The 20,348-nt window shown below is 48.6% G+C and carries 21 protein-coding genes; 10 read left to right on the forward strand and 11 right to left on the reverse strand.

Annotated features, from left to right (window positions below):
- Positions 1 to 16: 16 nt before the first annotated feature.
- Positions 17 to 757, reverse strand: coding sequence for a uroporphyrinogen-III synthase (locus EYR25_RS20220; protein ID WP_133182502.1), 741 nt, complete (start codon positions 755 to 757; stop codon positions 17 to 19).
- A gap of 4 nt (positions 758 to 761) precedes the next feature.
- On the reverse strand, positions 762 to 1,694 hold the full coding sequence (gene hemC / locus EYR25_RS20225; RefSeq protein ID WP_133182503.1) for a hydroxymethylbilane synthase: 933 nt from the start codon (positions 1,692 to 1,694) through the stop codon (positions 762 to 764).
- Positions 1,695 to 1,896: 202 nt separating this feature from the next.
- Between hemC and EYR25_RS20230 the strand changes: the two genes are divergently transcribed.
- Positions 1,897 to 4,311, forward strand: coding sequence for a class I adenylate cyclase (locus EYR25_RS20230; protein WP_133182505.1), 2,415 nt, complete (start codon positions 1,897 to 1,899; stop codon positions 4,309 to 4,311).
- Positions 4,312 to 4,351: 40 nt separating this feature from the next.
- Here EYR25_RS20230 and cyaY read toward each other — a convergent pair whose 3' ends face one another.
- Entirely contained in the window at positions 4,352 to 4,681 is a 330-nt protein-coding gene (gene cyaY, locus EYR25_RS20235) for an iron donor protein CyaY (RefSeq protein WP_023266356.1), read from the reverse strand.
- A 79-nt stretch (positions 4,682 to 4,760) separates the two neighbouring features.
- Here cyaY and lptM point away from each other — a divergent pair, with 79 nt between their 5' ends.
- From lptM to EYR25_RS20270, 7 genes are all read left to right on the forward strand, one after another.
- Positions 4,761 to 4,943 (forward strand): LPS translocon maturation chaperone LptM, encoded by a 183-nt coding sequence (gene lptM / locus EYR25_RS20240; protein ID WP_165953598.1) that lies wholly within the window; start codon positions 4,761 to 4,763, stop codon positions 4,941 to 4,943.
- 42 nt (positions 4,944 to 4,985) lie between these two features.
- The gene (lysA, locus tag EYR25_RS20245; RefSeq protein WP_133182509.1) at positions 4,986 to 6,230 is read left to right on the forward strand and encodes a diaminopimelate decarboxylase; all 1,245 of its coding nucleotides are present in this window, start codon (positions 4,986 to 4,988) and stop codon (positions 6,228 to 6,230) included.
- Between the two features lie 70 nt (positions 6,231 to 6,300).
- On the forward strand, positions 6,301 to 7,128 hold the full coding sequence (gene dapF / locus EYR25_RS20250; RefSeq protein WP_133182512.1) for a diaminopimelate epimerase: 828 nt from the start codon (positions 6,301 to 6,303) through the stop codon (positions 7,126 to 7,128).
- Entirely contained in the window at positions 7,125 to 7,760 is a 636-nt protein-coding gene (locus EYR25_RS20255) for a DUF484 family protein (protein ID WP_023266360.1), read from the forward strand. The genes dapF and EYR25_RS20255 overlap by 4 nt, the downstream gene beginning before the upstream one ends.
- A gap of 48 nt (positions 7,761 to 7,808) precedes the next feature.
- The gene (gene xerC / locus EYR25_RS20260; RefSeq protein WP_133182514.1) at positions 7,809 to 8,708 is read left to right on the forward strand and encodes a tyrosine recombinase XerC; all 900 of its coding nucleotides are present in this window, start codon (positions 7,809 to 7,811) and stop codon (positions 8,706 to 8,708) included.
- Positions 8,708 to 9,430: an HAD-IA family hydrolase gene (locus EYR25_RS20265; protein ID WP_133182516.1), complete on the forward strand. Its 723-nt coding sequence runs from the start codon at positions 8,708 to 8,710 to the stop codon at positions 9,428 to 9,430. The genes xerC and EYR25_RS20265 overlap by 1 nt, the downstream gene beginning before the upstream one ends.
- Positions 9,431 to 9,544: 114 nt before the next feature.
- The gene (locus tag EYR25_RS20270) at positions 9,545 to 10,123 is read left to right on the forward strand and encodes a HupE/UreJ family protein (protein WP_023266363.1); all 579 of its coding nucleotides are present in this window, start codon (positions 9,545 to 9,547) and stop codon (positions 10,121 to 10,123) included.
- Positions 10,124 to 10,128: 5 nt separating this feature from the next.
- On the opposite strand, the gene EYR25_RS20275 is transcribed toward EYR25_RS20270, so the two are convergent.
- The 6 genes from EYR25_RS20275 to EYR25_RS20300 form a co-directional block, all read right to left on the reverse strand.
- Positions 10,129 to 10,632 (reverse strand): AlbA family DNA-binding domain-containing protein, encoded by a 504-nt coding sequence (locus EYR25_RS20275; RefSeq protein WP_133182518.1) that lies wholly within the window; start codon positions 10,630 to 10,632, stop codon positions 10,129 to 10,131.
- 98 nt (positions 10,633 to 10,730) lie between these two features.
- Positions 10,731 to 11,471: an iron-sulfur cluster repair di-iron protein gene (gene ric / locus EYR25_RS20280; RefSeq protein WP_133182520.1), complete on the reverse strand. Its 741-nt coding sequence runs from the start codon at positions 11,469 to 11,471 to the stop codon at positions 10,731 to 10,733.
- A 274-nt stretch (positions 11,472 to 11,745) separates the two neighbouring features.
- Positions 11,746 to 12,420, reverse strand: a complete 675-nt coding sequence (locus EYR25_RS20285; RefSeq protein WP_133182522.1) for a Crp/Fnr family transcriptional regulator — start codon at positions 12,418 to 12,420, stop codon at positions 11,746 to 11,748.
- 308 nt (positions 12,421 to 12,728) lie between these two features.
- Complete coding sequence (locus tag EYR25_RS20290) at positions 12,729 to 13,454, reverse strand: nucleoside phosphorylase (protein WP_133182524.1); 726 nt, start codon at positions 13,452 to 13,454, stop codon at positions 12,729 to 12,731.
- Between the two features lie 69 nt (positions 13,455 to 13,523).
- Positions 13,524 to 14,729 (reverse strand): NupC/NupG family nucleoside CNT transporter, encoded by a 1,206-nt coding sequence (locus EYR25_RS20295; RefSeq protein ID WP_133182527.1) that lies wholly within the window; start codon positions 14,727 to 14,729, stop codon positions 13,524 to 13,526.
- Entirely contained in the window at positions 14,726 to 15,277 is a 552-nt protein-coding gene (locus EYR25_RS20300; protein ID WP_133182529.1) for an NAD(P)H-dependent oxidoreductase, read from the reverse strand. Before EYR25_RS20300 ends, EYR25_RS20295 begins: the two co-directional genes overlap by 4 nt.
- Before the next feature lie 265 nt (positions 15,278 to 15,542).
- Here EYR25_RS20300 and EYR25_RS20305 point away from each other — a divergent pair, with 265 nt between their 5' ends.
- The gene (locus EYR25_RS20305; RefSeq protein WP_133182531.1) at positions 15,543 to 16,664 is read left to right on the forward strand and encodes a hypothetical protein; all 1,122 of its coding nucleotides are present in this window, start codon (positions 15,543 to 15,545) and stop codon (positions 16,662 to 16,664) included.
- Positions 16,665 to 16,673: 9 nt separating this feature from the next.
- Here the strand turns inward: EYR25_RS20305 and EYR25_RS20310 are convergent, their stop codons facing one another.
- Both EYR25_RS20310 and EYR25_RS20315 read right to left on the reverse strand, forming a co-directional pair.
- The gene (locus tag EYR25_RS20310) at positions 16,674 to 17,846 is read right to left on the reverse strand and encodes a MerR family transcriptional regulator (protein ID WP_133182533.1); all 1,173 of its coding nucleotides are present in this window, start codon (positions 17,844 to 17,846) and stop codon (positions 16,674 to 16,676) included.
- A gap of 654 nt (positions 17,847 to 18,500) precedes the next feature.
- A complete protein-coding gene (locus tag EYR25_RS20315) occupies positions 18,501 to 19,364 on the reverse strand; it encodes a YicC/YloC family endoribonuclease (protein WP_133182535.1) in 864 nt (287 codons plus the stop codon).
- A gap of 213 nt (positions 19,365 to 19,577) precedes the next feature.
- On the opposite strand from EYR25_RS20315, the gene rph reads away from it, so the two are divergent.
- Positions 19,578 to 20,291, forward strand: coding sequence for a ribonuclease PH (gene rph / locus EYR25_RS20320; protein ID WP_011624329.1), 714 nt, complete (start codon positions 19,578 to 19,580; stop codon positions 20,289 to 20,291).
- The last annotated feature ends 57 nt before the right edge of the window (positions 20,292 to 20,348 follow it).

The following is a 20,348-nucleotide window of genomic DNA, read 5'->3' on the forward strand; positions in this document are numbered from 1 at the left end:
TCGGGCTAAATAGCACTTAGAGTTTAAGGGCGTTTAGCACGGCTTTGCTGTTGGCGGCATTGGCATTGGTGACTTGGGTTATACCAAAGGCATGAGCTTGAGCTTCTACTCGGTTACTGGGGACTATGATATGACATGAGCGCAGCCATGCAAATAACTCTTTTGGCACTAGATTAATCAGATTATCCAGTACTTCACCACTCGTCACGACGATAGTATCTATCCCTAAGTCTCGCCATTGTTGGCTTACAGCTGCGCCATCGAGTGGCGGGCAAGCGCGTTGATAGACTTCCCAATAGCGGACCTTCGCACCTCTGGCACTCAGTTGCTCGGCGAGGGCTTCACGGCCACCGACACCACGAATGATAGTGATGTGTTTGCCTTGGATATGTTGCAGTGCAGGCAATGTCAGCAAGCCTTCTGTTTGCTGGCAATCATCTGGTGCTTCGAGAGCCTCAATTCCCTTCTCTTGCAGCGCTTCCCAAGTTGCATGACCCACGGCGAAATAAGGCACGCTTGGCCAGTCTTTAACTTGGGCTGTATCGACTTTAAACGCAGCATCAGCAAAGCTCACCGCATTGGCGCTGATGCAGATAACCATATCGACATTAGCGAGTGGATGCGAAGTGTCTGGGGGAAGAGGAGGCGTAGCCTCGACACAGAGGAGTGGGGTAACGCAGTGGTCGATACCTTTTTCAGTTAAGGCATCGACCATGGACTGATTGCGCCCCTCGGGACGCGTCAGTAAGACTTTCATCGTCTTAGGCTTTTGCGTAAACAGCGTCGAGGATGCTTTTGGCGCCTTTACTCAGCAGTTCTTCCGCGAGGGCGACACCGAGTTGCGTGGCTTCGGTCTTCGGACCTGTGATCACGCCTTCGATGATTTGACTACCATCGGGATTACCCACGAGGCCGCGCAGTGTCATCTCATCGCCGTTTATTTCGGCAAAGGCACCAATAGGTACTTGGCAGCCACCTTCGAGGCGAGTATTCATGGCGCGTTCGGCGATCACCCGGTAGCGAGTCTCTAAGTGCTCTAAAGGTGCTAAAAGCGCTTTTACGCGTGCATCGTTATTGCGGCACTCGATACCAACAGCGCCTTGACCGTTGGCGGGTAAGGATTCTTCGGCAGAGATAAAGCTGGCAATACGCTCTGATAACTTCAGGCGAATTAAACCTGCCGCAGCCAGGATAATCGCATCGTATTCGCCGTTATCGAGTTTCGCTAGGCGGGTGCCGACGTTGCCGCGCAGATCTTTGATAATCAGGTCTGGACGTGAGGCGCGTAGCTGGCACTGACGACGTAGGCTTGAGGTGCCGACTGTTGCACCAAGTGGCAGCTCACTGATTGACTTATACAGGTTAGACACAAAGGCATCACGCGGATCTTCGCGTTCACAAATCACTTCCAGCCCTAAGCCTTCGGGGAAATCCACTGGCACGTCTTTCATTGAGTGCACTGCGATATCGGCTTGATCTTCCAGCATGGCGACTTCGAGTTCTTTTACAAACAAGCCTTTACCACCAACCTTTGCTAAGGGAGTGTCTAAGATAACATCGCCCTTGGTGCTCATTGGCAATAGTTCCACCACGATACCTGGGTGAACGCGTTCTAATTCTGCTTTAACAAATTCAGCTTGCCACATGGCTAGCGGACTCTTGCGGGTAGCGATACGTATGCGGTTTTCAGACATGCCTAGTTTCCATCCGAGATCTTAGTTGCGCCAATGCTAACATTGGCTATTCGCGAATGTAAGGAAGCCGTATCGATTCTTTGAAGTCGGCGGTGTTCTAAATAGTATAAAAGTGTGATGGATATCTCATTTAGTTGCTCCGCTTTGCAAAAGTGTTAACATGAGCACACTTCTCAATTGTGCTTAAGTGTCGTGTTCTAGGATGGATCAGCAAGGTCAATTTCCTGATATCGCAGAAAGACTTAATCAAGTTCGTATTGCACGAGCTTTGGCTTTGCTTTCGCCGCTGCAAAAGCATTTGTTCCGTTTAATCCCCTTTCTTATTCAGCAGAATAGCGTTCAGTATCCTGGCTTTGTCGATGTCAATACGCCGTGTGGGATCCAAGGTTATTGTCCTGACTCACTTGAGGCTCAGGCCTGTGATGTATTTAAGCTCCCCTTTATTGCCAGCGAGGTTGAAAATCCAGCCTTTGAAGGCGTTTATGCCATGGGCAGCACTGCAAGCTTTGGTCAAAATGCTAAGAGCGATGTGGATGTGTGGTTAGTGCACAACGCGCAGTTATGTGATGACGACTTAGCCTTAATCAAATTAAAAACCGAGCGTTTAACCGCCTGGTTTGCCGAGTATCAATTTGAGGTGAATTTTTATTTAGTTCACCCACTGCAATTTTGTGGGGATATGGCGCAGCGTTCGGGCTGCCAATCGTCGATGGCCCATGAGCACAGTGGTAGTACTCAGCACTGGTTATTGCTTGAGGAGTTTTACCGTAGCCAAATTCGATTGGCGGGCAAAACCGTTGCATGGTGGCCGGATGCCAAGCTCAATCCTGAGCTGTTATACCTGGGCAATGTGCATGAGTTACCGGCAAGTGAGTACTTTGGAGCTTCGCTTTGGCAGCTCTATAAAGGCCTTAATAAGCCCCATAAGGCGTTGATAAAAGTACTGCTACTTGAGGCCTATGCGAGTGAATACCCCCATTCGCAACTCTTGTGCGACAGGTTATGGCAAAAGACCTTAGGGGGAGATTTCTCCGCCTCTAACGATGCCTACTACGCGATTTATGAGGTTATTGAGGCTTACCTATTAAAGCAAAATGATAGTCGCCGACTCGAGATTGTACGTCGCTGTTTTTACCTCAAATGCGGTGTGTTTTTGAGTGTGGAGGCTCAGGGTAAAGATTGGCGTTATGCCAAGATGCAAAAGCTGGTGCAGGAGTGGCAGTGGCCCGACAGTTTGATCACTACCTTAGATGATTGCGAGCATTGGCATAGTGGCCAGCTCAATTGGTTTAATGAGCAACTCAATGAATTATTGCTGGCGAGTTATCAAACCTTACTGCGTTTCGCCTCGACCCATGAGTTAAACGAGGGACTCAGGATTGAAGAGTTGGGGATGCTTACTCGCAAACTGCACACTTACTTCAGCCAAGATGAAGACCAAATCGCTAAGTTGAATTTACTCTGGAGCCGATCGGTTGCCGAATCTGAAGTGACCATGGTGTCTAGTGCCAAGGAAAATCTGTATTACCTCTATCGTCAGGGACCAATTCCCCGCAATCTTTTAGGTGAATCAGCTATTTGTAAAGGGAAAAGTCCTTCGTCGTTAATGATCTGGGCCTGTTTAAATGGGGTCTCGACCTTGGAAACCAAATGGTATGAATTTGGTCAGGGCAAAGCCAAATCTAGCCGTTTGACAGAAGCCTCAAGGCGACTGCTTAATTTTATTGACCATGATTGGCGAGTGTCGAAACTCGATTTATGTCAGCCCTGGCATTTTAGAAAGCTTATTTTTGTCCTTAATCTCGACTGTGATCCTACCGTCAATTGGCATGGGCAAGAGATGATGGTCGATGTGATGAATGCCAACGTGTTTTCATTGGGCCGTAAGAAAGAAAATATGCTCGGCGCCCTCGATGCCATCTGTCTCAATAGTTGGGGAGAGTGGCAATGCCATCGTTTTGAGGGTGAAACTGCGGTGTTGCAGGCGCTATCGTTTGTCACGCCGGGATTAAGACGAGCAACCCATCCCGTTGATATGGATGTGATTAGCTGCTCGCAAAAACTTAGGCCACAACTTAAGTTAGCGGTGAAAAACCTGCTGAAACAAACCGTGCGCCTTTGCCAACAAGTGCAGCAATCGAGCACATTAGTGCAACCGTTGCAAATCAGTCATACCCGTTATGGGATTTTCTTTAATCCATTAGGCATGGCGTATCAGGACTTGAGCGATGCCAAATCCTTTTATCAGCAGCTGTCACGCAGTCATTTGGTGCAATTACCTCGGCCTGAGTTGGGCGACGATCCCTTTTCGAGTATGCCGAAAATTATTCAAAACTTTGCGGCTAAGGGCGCGATTCAATATTTTCTGCGCCAACGCGCTGACAGCCTAGATGTGTTTATTCTCGATGAGGAAAATCAGTTAAGCCATTATGTGCAGTCTGGTTCGGATATGAGCGAACTGGTTAACAAGGTGAGTCATCACTATGTGTTTGATGAATTTTATGCATCAAAAGCACGCTTTAATATTCCGCAGTTTTTCCAGCTGGTGCGGGTGGCCGGCGAGTTGACCGTGATGCCTTTTGGGGTGGATATCAATAATGCCAATGTGGAGTTTTAAGCGGGAATCATTTCCCGCTTAGCAATGTCATATCCGCCTATTATAGGCTCAATGCGATACCGCTCTGGCGAAGGATGGAGTCCTGCACAAAGGGCATAAACTCGCCACCATTACGACCATCAATCCATTTACCATCAACAAAACCAAAGTGATAGCCACCGAAACGGGTCGCAACCCAGATTTCATGTAAAGGCTCTTGTTTGTTGATGACGATTTTCGAACCATCGACAAATTCCAGCTGTAACACGTTACCGCTGGCATCGATATCCACATCGGCGTCTTGTTGATCAATTGCGGTTTCGATAGCGGTCTCTATCGCTTGGAACATGTCATCGGCGAGCTGGTGAAATTCTGTATCTGTCATGGCCATGCATTTCTGTCCTTTGCTTTCGTCAAGATGGGTGCGATTATAAGGCTATTAGTCACCAGATGCACAGATGTTGAGAAAAATGAGACTGTTTTTATTGTTATTGCTTGGTAGCCTATTCATTACAGCATGCGGTCAAAAAGGCCCCCTGTATAAATCCTCTGCCGCAGAGGTGAGTCAGTCTAAAAAAGTCAAGGCGCCTGAGAGAGAAGCAACCCTTGCTAATCCGGCGGAGCCTCAAGCTGAAACTGAAAAAACACAATAATAATCAGCATAATTACAACAAAGCGCAGTAAGGAATCGGACATTGGATCACTTTCTCTACCAAGACAATACCCTGTACGCCGAAGGCTGTCGGGTCAATGATTTAGCCCAGCAGTATGGCACGCCACTGTATATCTATTCCCGTGCGACGCTCGAACGTCACTGGCATGCGTTTAACAATGCGGTGGCCGACCATCCACATTTAGTGTGTTACGCGGTGAAAGCCAACTCGAACTTAGCCGTATTGAATGTCTTGGCTCGTTTAGGCAGTGGTTTTGATATTGTCTCGGGCGGTGAGTTAGCGCGGGTGATTGAAGCCGGTGGCGACCCGGCCAAAGTGGTATTTTCGGGCGTGGGTAAAACCGTTGCCGAAATGGAACAGGCACTTAACCTCGGTATTTATTGCTTTAATGTCGAATCGAGCGCCGAGCTTGAACAGTTAAATCAGGTCGCAGGCCGCTTAGGTAAAGTTGCCCCCGTGTCGCTGCGGGTGAATCCCGATGTCGATGCCGGAACGCATCCCTATATTTCTACTGGTCTTAAAGAAAACAAATTCGGTATTGCCATGGACGAAGCAGAAGCGGTATTTGCTCGCGCCCATGCCTTGCCGCACTTGCAGGTCAAAGGGGTCGATTGCCATATTGGCTCACAGCTGACCGAGATCCAGCCTTTCCTCGATGCGATGGACAGAATGTTAGCCCTTATCGACCGTCTGGCCGATCAAGGCATTGTGATTGAACACTTCGATGTGGGTGGCGGTTTAGGGGTGACCTATGACGATGAAACGCCGCCGCATCCTGATGTTTACGCTGCTGCACTGCTCGCGCGTTTAGGCGAGCGCAAACTCAAGTTAATTTTCGAGCCGGGTCGCGCCATTGCCGCTAACGCGGGGATTTTCGTGACTCAAGTGCTGTACCTTAAAGAAAACAGCGATAAGCGTTTTGCGATTGTCGACGGCGCGATGAACGACTTAATTCGCCCCGCACTCTATAGTGCTTGGCAAAATATCATTCCGGTAAATCCAAGGGATGAACAGGCACAAGTATTTGATATCGTAGGGCCAGTGTGCGAAACCGGTGACTTTTTAGGTAAAGATAGAGCACTCGCGATTGCGGCGGGGGATTTGCTGGTTGTGCGCTCGAGTGGTGCCTACGGTTTTGCCATGGCCTCAAATTATAACACTCGTCCGCGTGCGGCCGAGGTGATGGTCGATGGTGACAAGGCTTATCTGGTGCGTGAACGAGAAAAATTAGCGCAGCTCTGGCAAGGTGAGCAACTCCTGCCGTAAACTAGAAAATTATATTGATTCAGGCGCTTGGCTAGTTAATGGCGGCGCCTAGGCTTAAAGGATAAGTATCTTGATCCAATTCACTAAGATGCACGGACTGGGCAACGATTTTATGGTGGTCGATGGTGTCACGCAGAACGTGTTCTTTTCGCCTGAGCAGATCCGCCGTTTAGCCGACCGTAACTTTGGCATAGGTTTCGACCAACTTTTACTGGTTGAGCCGCCCTATGATCCCGATTTGGATTTTCACTATCGTATCTTTAATGCCGACGGTGGTGAGGTCGAAAACTGCGGTAATGGCGCCCGTTGTTTTGCGCGCTTTGTTCGCAATAAAGGACTGACGAATAAGAATAAAATTCGTGTAAGCACCTCTGCGGGTAAGATGACTCTGCGCCTCGAACGTGACGGCACCGTTACTGTGAACATGGGCGTGCCCGTGCTCGACCCAAGCCAAATTCCTTTCAAAGCCAAAAAGGCCGAAAAAACCTATCTGCTGCAAACGCCGCAACAAACCTTTTTATGTGGCGCGGCCTCTATGGGCAACCCCCATTGCGTGCTCGATGTCGAAGATGTTGCTAACGCCAATGTCGCCGAAATTGGCGCGCTGCTCACTAGGCATGAGCGTTTTCCGCGCGGGGTAAATGTCGGCTTTATGCAGGTGGTGAACTCGGGCCATATCAAGCTTAGAGTTTATGAACGTGGTGCGGCCGAGACTTTAGCCTGTGGCACAGGCGCTTGTGCCGCCGTGGTGGTAGGGCAGGTCCAAGGCAAACTTGACCAACAGGTGCGTGTCGATTTGCCGGGTGGCACCTTAACCATCAATTGGGAAGGTGAAGGCAAACCGCTATGGATGACGGGACCTGCGCAGCACGTTTACGATGGACAAATTCAGTTATGACCGAGCCTTTGATGCCGCAGACCAATCTTCCCTTCGATGAGTTGATTATTCGCGAGTACCTACTCGATAACCCAGACTTTTTTAATCGATATCCCGAGCTGTTATTGGCGATGCGTTTGCCCCATTCGGAGCGCGGCGCGATTTCTTTAGTCGAGCGTCGTCAAGAGTTACTGCGCCAACGGGTTGGGCAACTCGAAGAGGAAATCACCAGTCTGCTGGCGATGGCGGCACGCAATGAAAAGATATTTCGGTTTAACACTGAGCTGTCTTTTAAGTTACTCAATTGCGTTAATTTAGAAGCGCTTAAAGAAGTGCTGGCCGATAATTTAAAGACGCAGTTTAATTTTACCCATGTGCGTCTTATCAGTGTGTTAGACGCTGATGTTGAGATGCAAGCGATTTGGGCGCAGCGCCTACGTAAGGATTACTACTTTGGCCGCTTAACCCAGCAGGAAGCGAAACGCCTGTTTGGTAGCGAAGTGGGCTCAGTCGCGTTAGTGAAGTTAGCCGATAATATTCCAGTAATTTTTGCCATCGCTAGTCATGATGCTACTCATTTCCATCCGGATATGGACAATATGTTGCTCGAACAATTACGTCGGTTACTCGCACATATGCTGGCCAAACTTTAAGGTACATGGTCCGCCTTGCCTCAATTCCCTAATGATGAGGAGCTGGAGATGCCCCCGCAGTGTCAGTCCTATTTGCAGCAATTTGAAACCTATATGCAGTCGGAGCGACAGTTATCGGCGCATACGGTTCGCAATTATATGTACGAGTTGCAGCGGGGAAGCGAGTTACTGCCCGAGGGCGTTGATTTGCTCAATGTGGGCCGTGAGCATTGGCAACAGGTGCTTGCTAAGCTGCACCGCAAGGGCTTAAGCCCACGCTCGCTATCATTGTGGTTGTCGGCCATCAAACAGTGGGGAGAGTTTTTATTGCGCTCAGGCGTGATTGAACTCAATCCAGCTAAGGGACTGAGCGCGCCCAAACAAGCCAAACCGTTACCTAAGAATATCGACGTCGATTCTATCTCGCATCTGCTCTCAATTGAGGGTAATGACCCACTGACCCTGCGTGATAAAGCCATTATGGAGCTATTCTACTCCAGCGGATTGCGTTTGGCTGAGTTGGCGGCGCTGGACTTATCCAGTGTGCAATACGACCAGCATGAAGTGCGCGTCTTAGGCAAAGGCAACAAAGAGCGCATCGTCCCTGTGGGGCGTTATGCTATAGAAGCCATCAGTGCTTGGCTTAAGTGTCGCAAACAAATTCCCTGCGAAGATAGCGCATTGTTTGTCACCGAGAAGGGCAAGCGTTTATCCCATCGCAGCATTCAGGCGCGGATGAGCAAATGGGGTCAGGAGCAGGCGCTTTCTATGCGGGTGCATCCCCATAAGTTACGCCATTCCTTTGCTACGCATATGCTGGAATCCAGTGCCGATTTACGGGCGGTGCAGGAATTATTAGGCCACGAAAACCTATCTACCACGCAAATTTATACCAGTTTAGATTTCCAACACTTAGCTAAGGTGTATGATAACGCCCATCCTAGAGCGAAAAAACAACAGGATAAATAATGCGTTGTTATCTTAGACCCCAGAAGATTCGTGCGATTAGCTTCGATCTCGATGATACCTTATACGATAACGAGCCCCACATTCTTAACGCCGAGGCCGAGCTCACGCAGTTTTTGCATCAGGCTTATCCGCTGACTCAAGCTTGGCAACCGCAGCAATGGCGACTGCTCAAGTTGCAACTGATACAGCAAAATCCGGCCCTTGCCCATGACACCTCTGCGGCGCGAATTGCGACCCTGCACAAAGGCCTTTTACTGCTCGGTTATAGTGAACCTGAGGCAAAACGTGGCGCGCAGGAAGGTTTGGATTGTTTTTATTTTCATCGCAGCCATTTTCAGGTTTCAGACGACGTCTTGGCACTACTCACGCGCTTATCGGCCCACTTTCGCTTGATTGGTATCACCAATGGCAATGTGGACGCACAGCGTATCGGCTTAAGTAATGTGTTCGAATTTGTGCTGCATCCTGGCTGTGGTGTACGGATGAAGCCTGCTAAAGATATGTTTTCACAGGCCTGCGAAAGGTTAGATATTGGCTTAGATGAACTGCTGCACGTTGGCGATAGTATGAACGCCGATGTTCGCGGTGCGCGTTTAGCGGGGTGTCAGTCGGTTTGGCTGAATCCGAGTTTTGGCCGTGTGGCGTCGCTGCCTATTGCAGCACTCTTGCCCCATATGGAAATTGCGAACCTCGATTCATTACAGGAAATGTTATTGCCTTAAAAGAATAGCAGCCTATTTAAAGTGATAGGGATCAAGGATTGGCATATCGTTTTGCCGTAGAGTATTAGCATTTGTTTAACTCAGTTGTTACGCTTTCACTAACAAGGAACTGCTATGGTGCGTTTAAGTCTGTTGCTTCTCTTGAGTCTATCGTTTATTGCCCCTGCGTCGGCGCACGAAATCCACTCCGGTGGTGGTTTTATGGCGGGCTTTAATCATCCTGTTTTAGGCTTTGACCATCTCCTTGCCATGTTAAGTGTGGGCATGCTCAGTACTCAATTGGGCGGCCGCGCTATTTGGACTGTGCCCTTAGCCTTTGTGTGTTTTATGTTGGTGGGTGGTATTTTAGGGTTATACGCGATTCCGGTGCCTTTTGTCGAAATTGGCATTGCGTTATCTGTCTTATTGCTTGGGCTGGCGATTGCCTTTGACCGCCAATTACCGCTGTTGTTTGCGATGGCATTTGTCGGCGTGTTTGCGATTTTCCACGGGCATGCCCATGGCATGGAAATGCCAGAACTCGCCAGTCCCGTGCTCTATGCTTTTGGTTTCTTATTCGGTACTGCGGTTATCCATTTAGGTGGCGTTATGCTAGGGCTTGGCATGCAGCGGGTCACCGGACAGCGCAGCCTAATGCGGGTATCGGGCGTGGCGATTGCTGCTATGGGTGGCTATTTACTCGCGGGTTTTTAGAAATACTACCGCGCCTTAAGTTGCTTATTGCAGTGATGGGCGCGGCGCAGCATTTGTGTAACCTGTCTTCGGCTGGCGTGCATGTCGGCATCTCCCACACGAAAATAAGTCCCCGTATAAGGATCTGTACCGATAAATACAGGCTTTAGGTGCTCTGGCGCGATCGGTACGCGAATTCTTATCAGTTTTTTATTCATAATTTCAATCAGCTGCACATCGGAAATCGCCAAAATATTATGGCTGGTGCGGCTTGGGTCATCGAGGATTTCCCAAAATTCCTGTAATACGGGTAGTGGATTAGGAATGCCTTCAATGGTGAAGTGACCATGTTCTTCACGCACCCCGAGGATAATCTCGCCACCTAAGGTATTGGCGAAGGAACTATAGGTTGCCCAAATATCTTCAGGTAATTGACCTTGCCCATCGCGGCCCCGCGCGAGCTTAAACTCCACTTGGGCGGATTCATGCAGTGAACCAATATCATCGAGTGCGAATGTGGGGTATGTCATGGCGGCTTATCCTAGCAAGGCACACCACTTTTTGTAACACGCCAAAATAACAAAGGCCAGCAGTTGTGCCAGCCCTTGTGGTTAATCAATCTTGTTTATTAGGCAAGTTGCAACGCCTTGGGGAAGAGGATGTTATTCTCTAAATGGATGTGTTGGTGCAAGTCCGCCTCAAATTCGACGAGAGTCGCATAACATACGCGCCATGTGGTGCAGGCGTATTCCGGCGGCGTAAAGTCATTGGTTAACTCGTGTAGCTTTTGCAAAATTTGCCCAGCTTCTTCATGCTCGTGTTGCATCACATTGATAGGATTGCCGATATGACCAAAACAACCTTGCACTTGTTCACCTTGACTCATGGCACGGATCGCGGGGAAGAGGATATTTTCTTCCTTCATCAAATGCGGCATTAAATCTCCAATTAAGGCGCGTACCCAACCAGCGAAGGGAATAATCTCTGCATAATGCTCGCCATGGGCGCGTACCATTTTCTCTGAATATTCGAGCAATAATGGCGCCTTAGCACGAACGTATTGGTGGTGGGTTTGCTCGATATAATAGATCAACTGGTCGAGGGGTAGCTGATTGAGCTCATTTTCTTTAGCGCCAGAGTCCGAGACTGCCTCCAATGCCGCAACAACCTGCTCAGGATTTGCTTCTGCTCGCTCACAGGCCTTGATCAGTGCTCTACCACCACCGCAGCAGAAATCGATACCAAATTGGCTAAACACATGGGCGCGACGAAAATCCTCAGCAACTAACTCACCCACTTTACGATCAAGCCATGGTGAGATTGAGGGGTCTTCTATTTGAGGACCAGACGAGAGATTAGCTGACAGCATAACAACACTCCAAAGCGCAAATAATTTACATGCATAATATTTGCGGCTTTAAAGTGGTGCAATAAATCCTTACTAAAATACTCAAGATTTGCAGCAGCTGTCACATAAATAGCGTCTGTTAAAAAGTCATATGGGGATTATCAAGCTGGAATGGGATTAGCCCTTTTGAGATTTGATTCATCTGAAGAGGAAATTGCTGAAAATTGCCGCATATTAAGATGATTTGATGGGTTATAGCGGCTATTTGGATAGCAAAACCCCCTTGAAAGTTAAACTACTCAGCAATAAAAGCGGCTAGCGCCTTTGGGTTGATAATATGCAGCTGCTGATCGCGTTTTTCGACAAGGCCGAGTTCAATCAGGGAGTTGAGTGCGCGGCGGTAGACGCGACTGCTGGTGCCGAAGCGTTCGGCTTCCTGTTCGACCTTGTTAAAGGCTCCGAGGGCGAGATTGTTTTGGCTGCGTTGTAGCAAATCTAGGGCGATATTTACGGCGATAGGGTGCAATAGGCGGTTGGTGTAGATTGCCATTGAGTCTTGATAATCCCATGCCAGCGCGGAGGCAAAAAACAGTGCTAACTGCGGTTGCGTGATGATGCATTGTTGCAGTTTGGCCGCACAAATTACCTCGGCTTCTATTTGCTCTTCGGCCACCACAGTCCACTGGCAGGGCAGTTGGGTAAAAAACTCAATTTCGCCAAAAATATGTTGGTCACAATTTAGCTCGCCTAGTTGAAAGCGCCGACCATTATTGGCGCTGGTATACATGGCGACTTTCCCGACTGATACCACGTAGAGCTCACGCACATTTTGCCCCTGTTGCAACATGATATCTCCGGGGGCAAAGTGGCGGCTGGCCGTTTGGCACTGAAATAAAGCTTGCTTAAAGAGTTCGCGCTGCTCGTTTAAGGTGTCGCCAAAGCGGCTAGAGAGTTCAGGATGTAACTGCATGTTGATGATAGTTGCGGATTACTAATGCGATTAAGGTACGCATTTCACCGCAGGATTGATACTTATTCGATCATAAAATCAGTTAATCCGTGCATACAGGCACTTTGGTAGCGGTGGATGATAGCGCACAATGCGCGTCGCCGCAGTTGTGGCGCTACAAACTCTGTTGGAGGGATTGGGGTGAACGTGAATGATAGTGTGAGTTGAATGGGAGAGTGGCGCATTGGCTGCGCCATTAAGAGCATGGCTTTGTGGTTATCTGGATGCTGTGTTTAGCGGCAATGCGGGTCACTTTAGCCTTGCTCGCCCTAATCACGCAGGGCGTTGAGCGCGGCTAAAATGGCATGTCGCTCACCTTGGGCGCTTGCCTTGGACGATGCTACATAGTCATTAACGCCTGCTTTAACATCCTGCTCAAATAGCACTACGTTGGTGAGTATCGCCGCCACTTCAAGCTGGCGCAGTCGGCCGACGGTGAATAACGCAGCGGTTTCCATATCGGCACCGAGCACGCCTTGGCGATGCCAATAGTGGCAGAGTTCCTGTTCTTGATCGGTATAAAAACTGTCGTGGGAGCGCACTACGCCGCTATGGGCACATATATGATGCTGTGCGCAATATGCTTGCAGTTTGCCGACCAAGTGATGATTGGCACAGGCCGGAAAACCGGGCTTTACATAGCTGGCAGAGCCGCCATCATCACGAACGGCGGCCTCGGCAATAATCACATCGCCTATGGCTATTTGCGGTTGTAGCGCACCAGCAGAGCCGATGCGGATAAGTTGCTTTACACCGCATTGATACAGTTCCTCAAGGGCAATGATCGCTGAGGGCGCGCCAATGCCAGTGCTGCAGACGGTGACTGTAGTGTCGCCATAACGACCACGCATCAGTCGAAACTCACGGTTATCCGCCAATGATTCGACATCAGTTAGATGCGCCGCGATGCGGTTGACTCGATTGGGTTCGCCGCAGACGACGGCTTTTTCACTGACTTGATGGGGCGCGACGAGAATATGGGGTTGAATGCTCATTGTTAACCTTTATCAATTACTTAGCTTGGCGGTAGCCCCGAGTTTTAACGGGCTACCGCGAAGGGAAACTTAGATAAACAAACTGACAATTGCAGCATTCATTAAGTTTGCTAACGTTGCCGCTAGCAGTACTTTCATTCCGAGCTGGCCAATCAGCCCTGCACGTTGTGGGATCATTTTACTCAGGGCGCCACACACCATGGCCACTGAGCCGATATTGGCAAAACCACAAAGGGCAATGGTCATAATGGCATTACTACGTGCAGACAGTTCCACATTGCCCATATTGGCGAAGGCAACAAATTCATTCATGGCAATTTTTTGCCCAAGGAAAGCGCCAGCTGTACTTGCTTCAGCCCATGGAATACCAATCAACCATGCTACTGGCGCAAACAAGGTGCCGAGGATCATATCTACGGTTAAGCTTGGCATGCCAAACAGTTCACCAATTGTCCCCAATCCGCCGTTCAACAAAGCCATGAGGCCAATGCAGGCAATAATGACTGCGCCGACGATGGCAGCGATTCCCATACCTGCAATGGCACCTTTGGCTATGGCATCAATAAAGCTGCTGGGCTTTTCATCATCGGGTAATTCGGGCACTTCGTTAACGGTTGGCTCGGTTTCAGGGATAAGCAACTTAGCGAACATCAACCCCGCAGGGGCAGACATAAAGCAGGCCATAATCAGATAATTAAGCGCAACGCCCATCCCCGCAAGGCCCGCTAAAATGGAGCCTGCAATCGAAGACAATCCACCGACCATGACCGCAAAAATTTGCGCGCGGGTGAGAACGCGGTGATAGGGCTTGATCAGTAACGGTGCCTCGGTTTGGCCGAGAATAATATTGCCCGCCGCATTCATTGACTCCGCCCGTGACGTGCCGAGCACCTTTTGCAAGCTGCCGCCAATGATTAACACAAACCACTGCATAATGCCCATGTAGTACAGTAAAGAGGTGAGTGCGGCAGTAAAGATGATTTGCGGTAAAACCTGTAACGCCCAGACAAAACCAATGCCTTCAACACTGAAATTGACTAAGCTGCCAAAGGCAAATTTAATCCCTTCAGTACCATAACCAAAGACTTTGCCTACGGTATTTGATACCGCTAGTAGCACATCGGCACCAATCTCGGTTGCCAGCACAAAAAATGCGAGCGCGATAATAATGCCAAATGCACCGATAACAGCGCGCCAGCTGATCAAACGGCGGTTATCAGAACACAACAAACCAACGCCTAAGAGCACTAAAATGCCAAGGATGGACTGGATCATACTGAGTGGTCCTTATATGAATTAACGGCTGCAATTACACGATCTGCGTGGGCCTTTGCAAGGGAAAGAGTGTTGGATTTATTGCCACCTTCAGCGGCAGTGGAGTTCATCTCAAAGCTAATAATGGTATCGATAATATCGACAGCGGCTGCGCGAAATGGGTGTTCGTAAGCTTGCTGGTATGCGTTAAAGGGTAAAAAGTTAAAGCCTGTCTCGCTGTAAGAGTCCTCAGTCGCCCCCGCAGTGATAGAAAATAAGACAGGTTTACCTTGGAGCTGGCTACCATTGGGGCCAAAGGCAAAACCATAGGTAAATACCTCATCAATCCAATGTTTGAGCACGGCGGGATAGGTGCTCCAATAGAGCGGGAATTGCACCACTATTACATCGGCATCAAGCAACTGTTGCTGCTCCGAGGCGATATCGCCATCAAACTGAGCCACTGAATTGATATGCCAGCCCAGTTGCTCAGCCTCTAGGGCAAGTATGCTGGCATTGGCAACAGACTGGGTTAAGTTGGGGTGCCCGTTTAGCACGAGTATGTTCATTTGCTAGCTCCTGAGAGAAAACGGTGCCACTTTGCAGCCAAAACCAGAGGCTCAAGCACCGTGTTACGAAGTCATAGCGTGGATTATAGGGAGGGAAGAACGAATGCCAGAGGACATTTGTCTCCTAGCACCTGATTCAGTTCATACTATTGTGATAATTTGATTAACACATCGATGTAAAGATGAATGAAGTGATAAATGCCGTACTTTTCCAATGAAATTAAAACAATTTATTTAATTCACTATTAATGCATAAGAAGTCATCGTGAGCGAATATCAATACTATAAATTCGAGCGTCTAGATGGGTATTTAGACGCTAAAGCACGCGAAGCACTCCGAGCCATTTCAAGCCGTGCCGAGATCAGTGCTACATCCTTTCAGGTGTATTACACCTACAGTGATCTAAAGGCAGAGCCTTTTAAGCTGATGTTAAAATACTTTGATATCGGTTTTTACTATGCCGATTGGGGCTCAATCGATGCCTACATCAAGCTACCAGCAGGAACGCTTCCTGATGCGTTACTTGGCTTTTCAAGCGATGGGCTTCATGTTCAAGAAAACGATGAGTGGCAGTTGCTGATTTTTTCCCTTGAGGAGTATGACGACTATTTTGACGATGAACAGGCTGACGACTTTTTCCAGCATTTAGCTGCTTTACGCAGCGGGTTAATGCAAGGGGATTGGCGCCTTGTGTACTTTATGTGGCTCAAAGCGTTTGATTTTAATGATGACATTGAGCGAGTGCCGTTAATTCAATTCGATTTTGAGCACCTCAGTGAAGAGGAGCAGGCGTTTGCTGCGCTGTATGATATTCCCTTAGCATTGGTTAAGGCACTCGCCATGGCGCTGAACGCACAACCCAGCCATCAAGCCAAACAAACTCAGCTTACGTTTGATGCGTGGCTCCATAATCTCTCTGAAGCAGAGAAAGACACGCTATTACGCACGTTGTTTGAGCAAGGCCAGCTAACCCGTCACCAAGCCTTAGCGCTGACGCGAAAAGAACCTGCCAACACAGACGAGATCTATCAATACTGGTTAACCCCCGAGGTAATTTCCCCTTTCATCGAGCAAGCGCAAAGCCAATTACAGCAAGAGCAAGCCGCAGCGCTCGCAAAAAAATTAGCCACCGAAAAAGCGGAAAAAGAAAAAGCGTTGACGGATATCTACAATCAGCGCGAGTACTACTGGCAGCAATCACAAGAGCAAGCGGATCGAACTTGCGCCAGTGGTTATGATGCGGCATCACGCTATTTGCATCAGCTGTTTGAGGCCTATCAGTTCAAAGCGGATGAAGCGGTGTTTGAACAACGTTTTAAGCGCTTTGTTGTGGCGAATGATAGCCGGAAAGCACTGTTAAATCGTCTCAAAAGTCTACTTTTATAGGGCGTTCCGTTACGCCCCTTTGCGTAGCACAAACATGCGGTACCCAAACTCGCCTAAGTAGCGCTCATAAATCGCAATTTCTCGCTCGATATCTGCGATGGCGTTTGATTTTGGCATGCTTGCTTTCACTTCTGCCACTCGCGCTTTGAGTGGTTGATAGTAATCGTGCCATGCTTGTTCCCTTAAGGTGAAATGATCAATCACTTCAAAGCCTGCTTGGCGCATTTGGCTTAAGCGTTTTTCGATGGTTTGCATATCTGGGTATTCACCTTCCCAGAATGCGACTGCCTCTTGACTTGGGTTATCGGTTAACCAGATCAAATCACTGACGACCATATAGCCACGATTAGTCAGTAGTTTACGCCACTGGGTTAATGCTTGTTCAATACCCATTATGTAAGCTGAGCCTTCTGACCAGATACAATCAAAACTTTCAGGTGTAAAAGGCAGATCCGTCATGCTGGCGCAGCTTAAGGTAACGCGGGTATCTAACCCCTGCTCAGTGAGGCGTTCACCGAGTTCATCCAGCGCACTTTGCTCGTTATCCACTGCCACAATCTCGGCTAGGGTGTGCTTTGCCAATAACCGGGTTGAAAAGCCTTTGCCGCAGCCAATATCAATGATCTTGGAGGGTATTGTTGGCAGCGTTAATAGCGCCTTTAGCGAATCGGCATCACAGCCCGGCCCCCATCGTTCTAGAGTTTGGAATACCATCATGAAGTCGGCCATGTATTGATCGTGTTCGTTCATATCTTTTGATAACCATTTCAAATGCAGGGCTTGTTGTTCATTAAAACCTTGCTGTTTTAACCAATCCAGATAGGCTTCTGGCGCTAATTTATCGGTCTGTTGATGCCAAAGACGAAGCGAACCCTGACCCAGCAGGGCGACGAGTAACTCGCGAGCTTGCTGCTTTTGAGCGATATCTTCGTCCAACTGCTGCAAGCGCTTTTCAAGTACCGCGCGCTGCACCTTGCTGTCCAAAAAGGATTTACATTCCTTAAGTGTTAAGCCGCCCGATTGTAGTTGTTGCAACAAGTGCAACTGCTGAACATCTTTATCGGAATAAAGTCGATAGCCGTTGGTTTGGCGAGAGCCACGTAATAAGCCTTGCTTCTCGTAGTAGAGCAAGGTTGAACGTGATAGCCCGACTTTGTCAGCTAACTCAGAAATGCGATACACAGATAAAACGTCCTTTCCGTTCTTTTTTAATAATGGCGCGGCTGGCTCAAACAGACCTGAACGCTATTGACGATAAACTATGAAGTTATAGACAGGTCAATCATTGTTGGCAAAAAATATTGTTCAGCGGTGATTGGATGATTGGATGATTGGGTGATTGGGTGATTGGGTGATTGGGTGATTGGGTGATTGGGTGGAAGGTTGTATGCCACCTTTAGGTCTTCAGATTGTTACCTTTAAAGTAACTTAGCGTAGACCACTGACCGCTGCATTTCCCCGTTCATTAAAACGCGTGTACGAGGCTGTTCATAATTCTGTGTCAGGCTAATTTCACACCTCTATGCGCATGAAAGTATTGTGGTGTTCTAGTCGAGTATAAAACAACCCCTCAATAGCTTTCTTCTTTGCGAATGCCAGCTCGTTAAACAAGGCGTTGCCATTGTGCAATGGCTTTTGACACTTCCCCCTTGGGCATTTTTGGTGGCATGGGGACGCCTTGAGTGAACACACCTAGCGACTCATCAACCCTGCCACCATTTAAACAACAACTGATAACAGACATCTGCAAACCGATTTGGATGGGGAAAATAAAAAAGCCCTGTATTTACAAGAAAATAATAGGGCTTTTAAGACATTCTTGGACGGGTGGGAAAACTATTCGATGTTTTGGATCTGTTCGCGCATTTGCTCTATTAAAACTTTAAGTTCTACTGCTGCAGCGGTGATTTCGGTGCTGATGGATTTTGAGGCGAGGGTGTTAGATTCGCGGTTAAATTCCTGCATCATAAAATCTAAGCGACGGCCTTCGCTGCCGCCTTTTTTGAGGATGCGGCGCGCTTCGGTGACATGGGCTTCGAGTCTGTCCATCTCTTCGGCCACATCTTGCTTTTGCGCTAACAGGATCATCTCCTGCTCTATGCGGGCTGGGTCGAGTTCACCTTTGATTTCCGCGAGGCGATTGGTGAGTTTATCGCGTTGATATTCCATCACTTTAGGCATATGCTCACGCACGATAGCGATTTGCTCTTCGACGCCTTCTAAACGGCTTAACAACATTTCTTTAATCGCTGCACCTTCGCGGCCACGGGCTTCGATAAACTGGTCTATTGCTAAATCGAAAGCCGTTAGTAACTCGGCGCCAATGGCATCCATATCTTGCTCTGAGCTTGAGAGCACACCTGGCCAGCGTAGAATGTCAGTCAGGCTCACTTCGCCTTGGCCGGCTTCTTGCCTTAGCCAACTGGCCGCGTCGAGCAGCTGTTTAGCTAATCCTTGATTTAATTTAAGTTCGTTATTGCTATTGTCGGCTAACTCGTAGCGTAAATTGACCTCGACTTTACCGCGGCTTAAACGTTTACGCAGGCGGTCGCGCAGCACTGGCTCGAAACTGCGAAATTGTTCGGGTAAGCGCAGATAAGTTTCGAGATAACGTTGGTTAACTGAGCGAATTTCCCAAGAGGCGGTGCCCCATTGTGCTTTGTGCTCGATGCGAGCGTAGGCTGTCATGCTTTGGATCATGGGATTGTCCTGATGGTTGAATCGTCATATTGATAGGCGATTATAGAGTCAATGGCTTTAGGATTAAAGGCATACAGTATACTGCGAAGGGAAAGCTGGTGTTGTAAATGGCGGAGTTTGCCAGAGAATGGCCCTAGGCATGGCATCCTCAGGCACAAATCCCTATAATATGCAGCCAAAATCGGTCAATGACTCAGAATACAGGAATCTCGCATGCGTCCAAGTAACAGAACGCCAGCACAAACACGTCCCATCACTATCACTCGCCAGTTTACGGCCCACGCCGAAGGTTCTGTGTTAGTGGAGTTTGGCGAAACCAAAGTACTTTGTACCGCCAGTTTTACTGAGGGTGTGCCACGTTTCCTTAAAGGTCAGGGACAAGGCTGGGTGACGGCAGAATACGGTATGTTGCCACGTTCAACCCACAGCCGTATGGACCGTGAAGCGGCTCGCGGCAAGCAATCTGGTCGTACTCAAGAGATCCAGCGTCTGATTGGCCGTGCACTGCGTGCTTGCGTCGATATGAAAGCCCTTGGTGAAAACACTATCGTTATTGATTGTGATGTGATCCAAGCCGATGGCGGTACTCGCACCGCATCTATCACAGGTGCCTGTGTGGCTCTTGTGGATGCTCTGAACTGGGCCCGTGGTAAGGGCATTATCAAGTCTAACCCACTGAAGTTTTTGATTGCTGCGGTCAGCGTAGGTATCTACAACGGTGAAGCGATCAGCGATCTTGAATATGTGGAAGACAGCGCGGCCGAAACCGATATGAACGTAGTTATGACGGAAACCGGTAAGATTATTGAAATTCAAGGTACGGCCGAAGGTGAGCCGTTTAGCCATGAAGAATTGATTGAGCTACTCGGATTGGCGAAGAACAGTATTCGTGAAATCGTCGATGTGCAGAAAGCCGCATTGAATTAATTGTTGTTGATAAGAAGCCCCGTTATGGGGCTTTTTATTAAATCAATATTGCTATAA

This window comes from Shewanella decolorationis, assembly GCF_004354305.1.
GTDB classification, from domain to species: domain Bacteria; phylum Pseudomonadota; class Gammaproteobacteria; order Enterobacterales; family Shewanellaceae; genus Shewanella; species Shewanella decolorationis.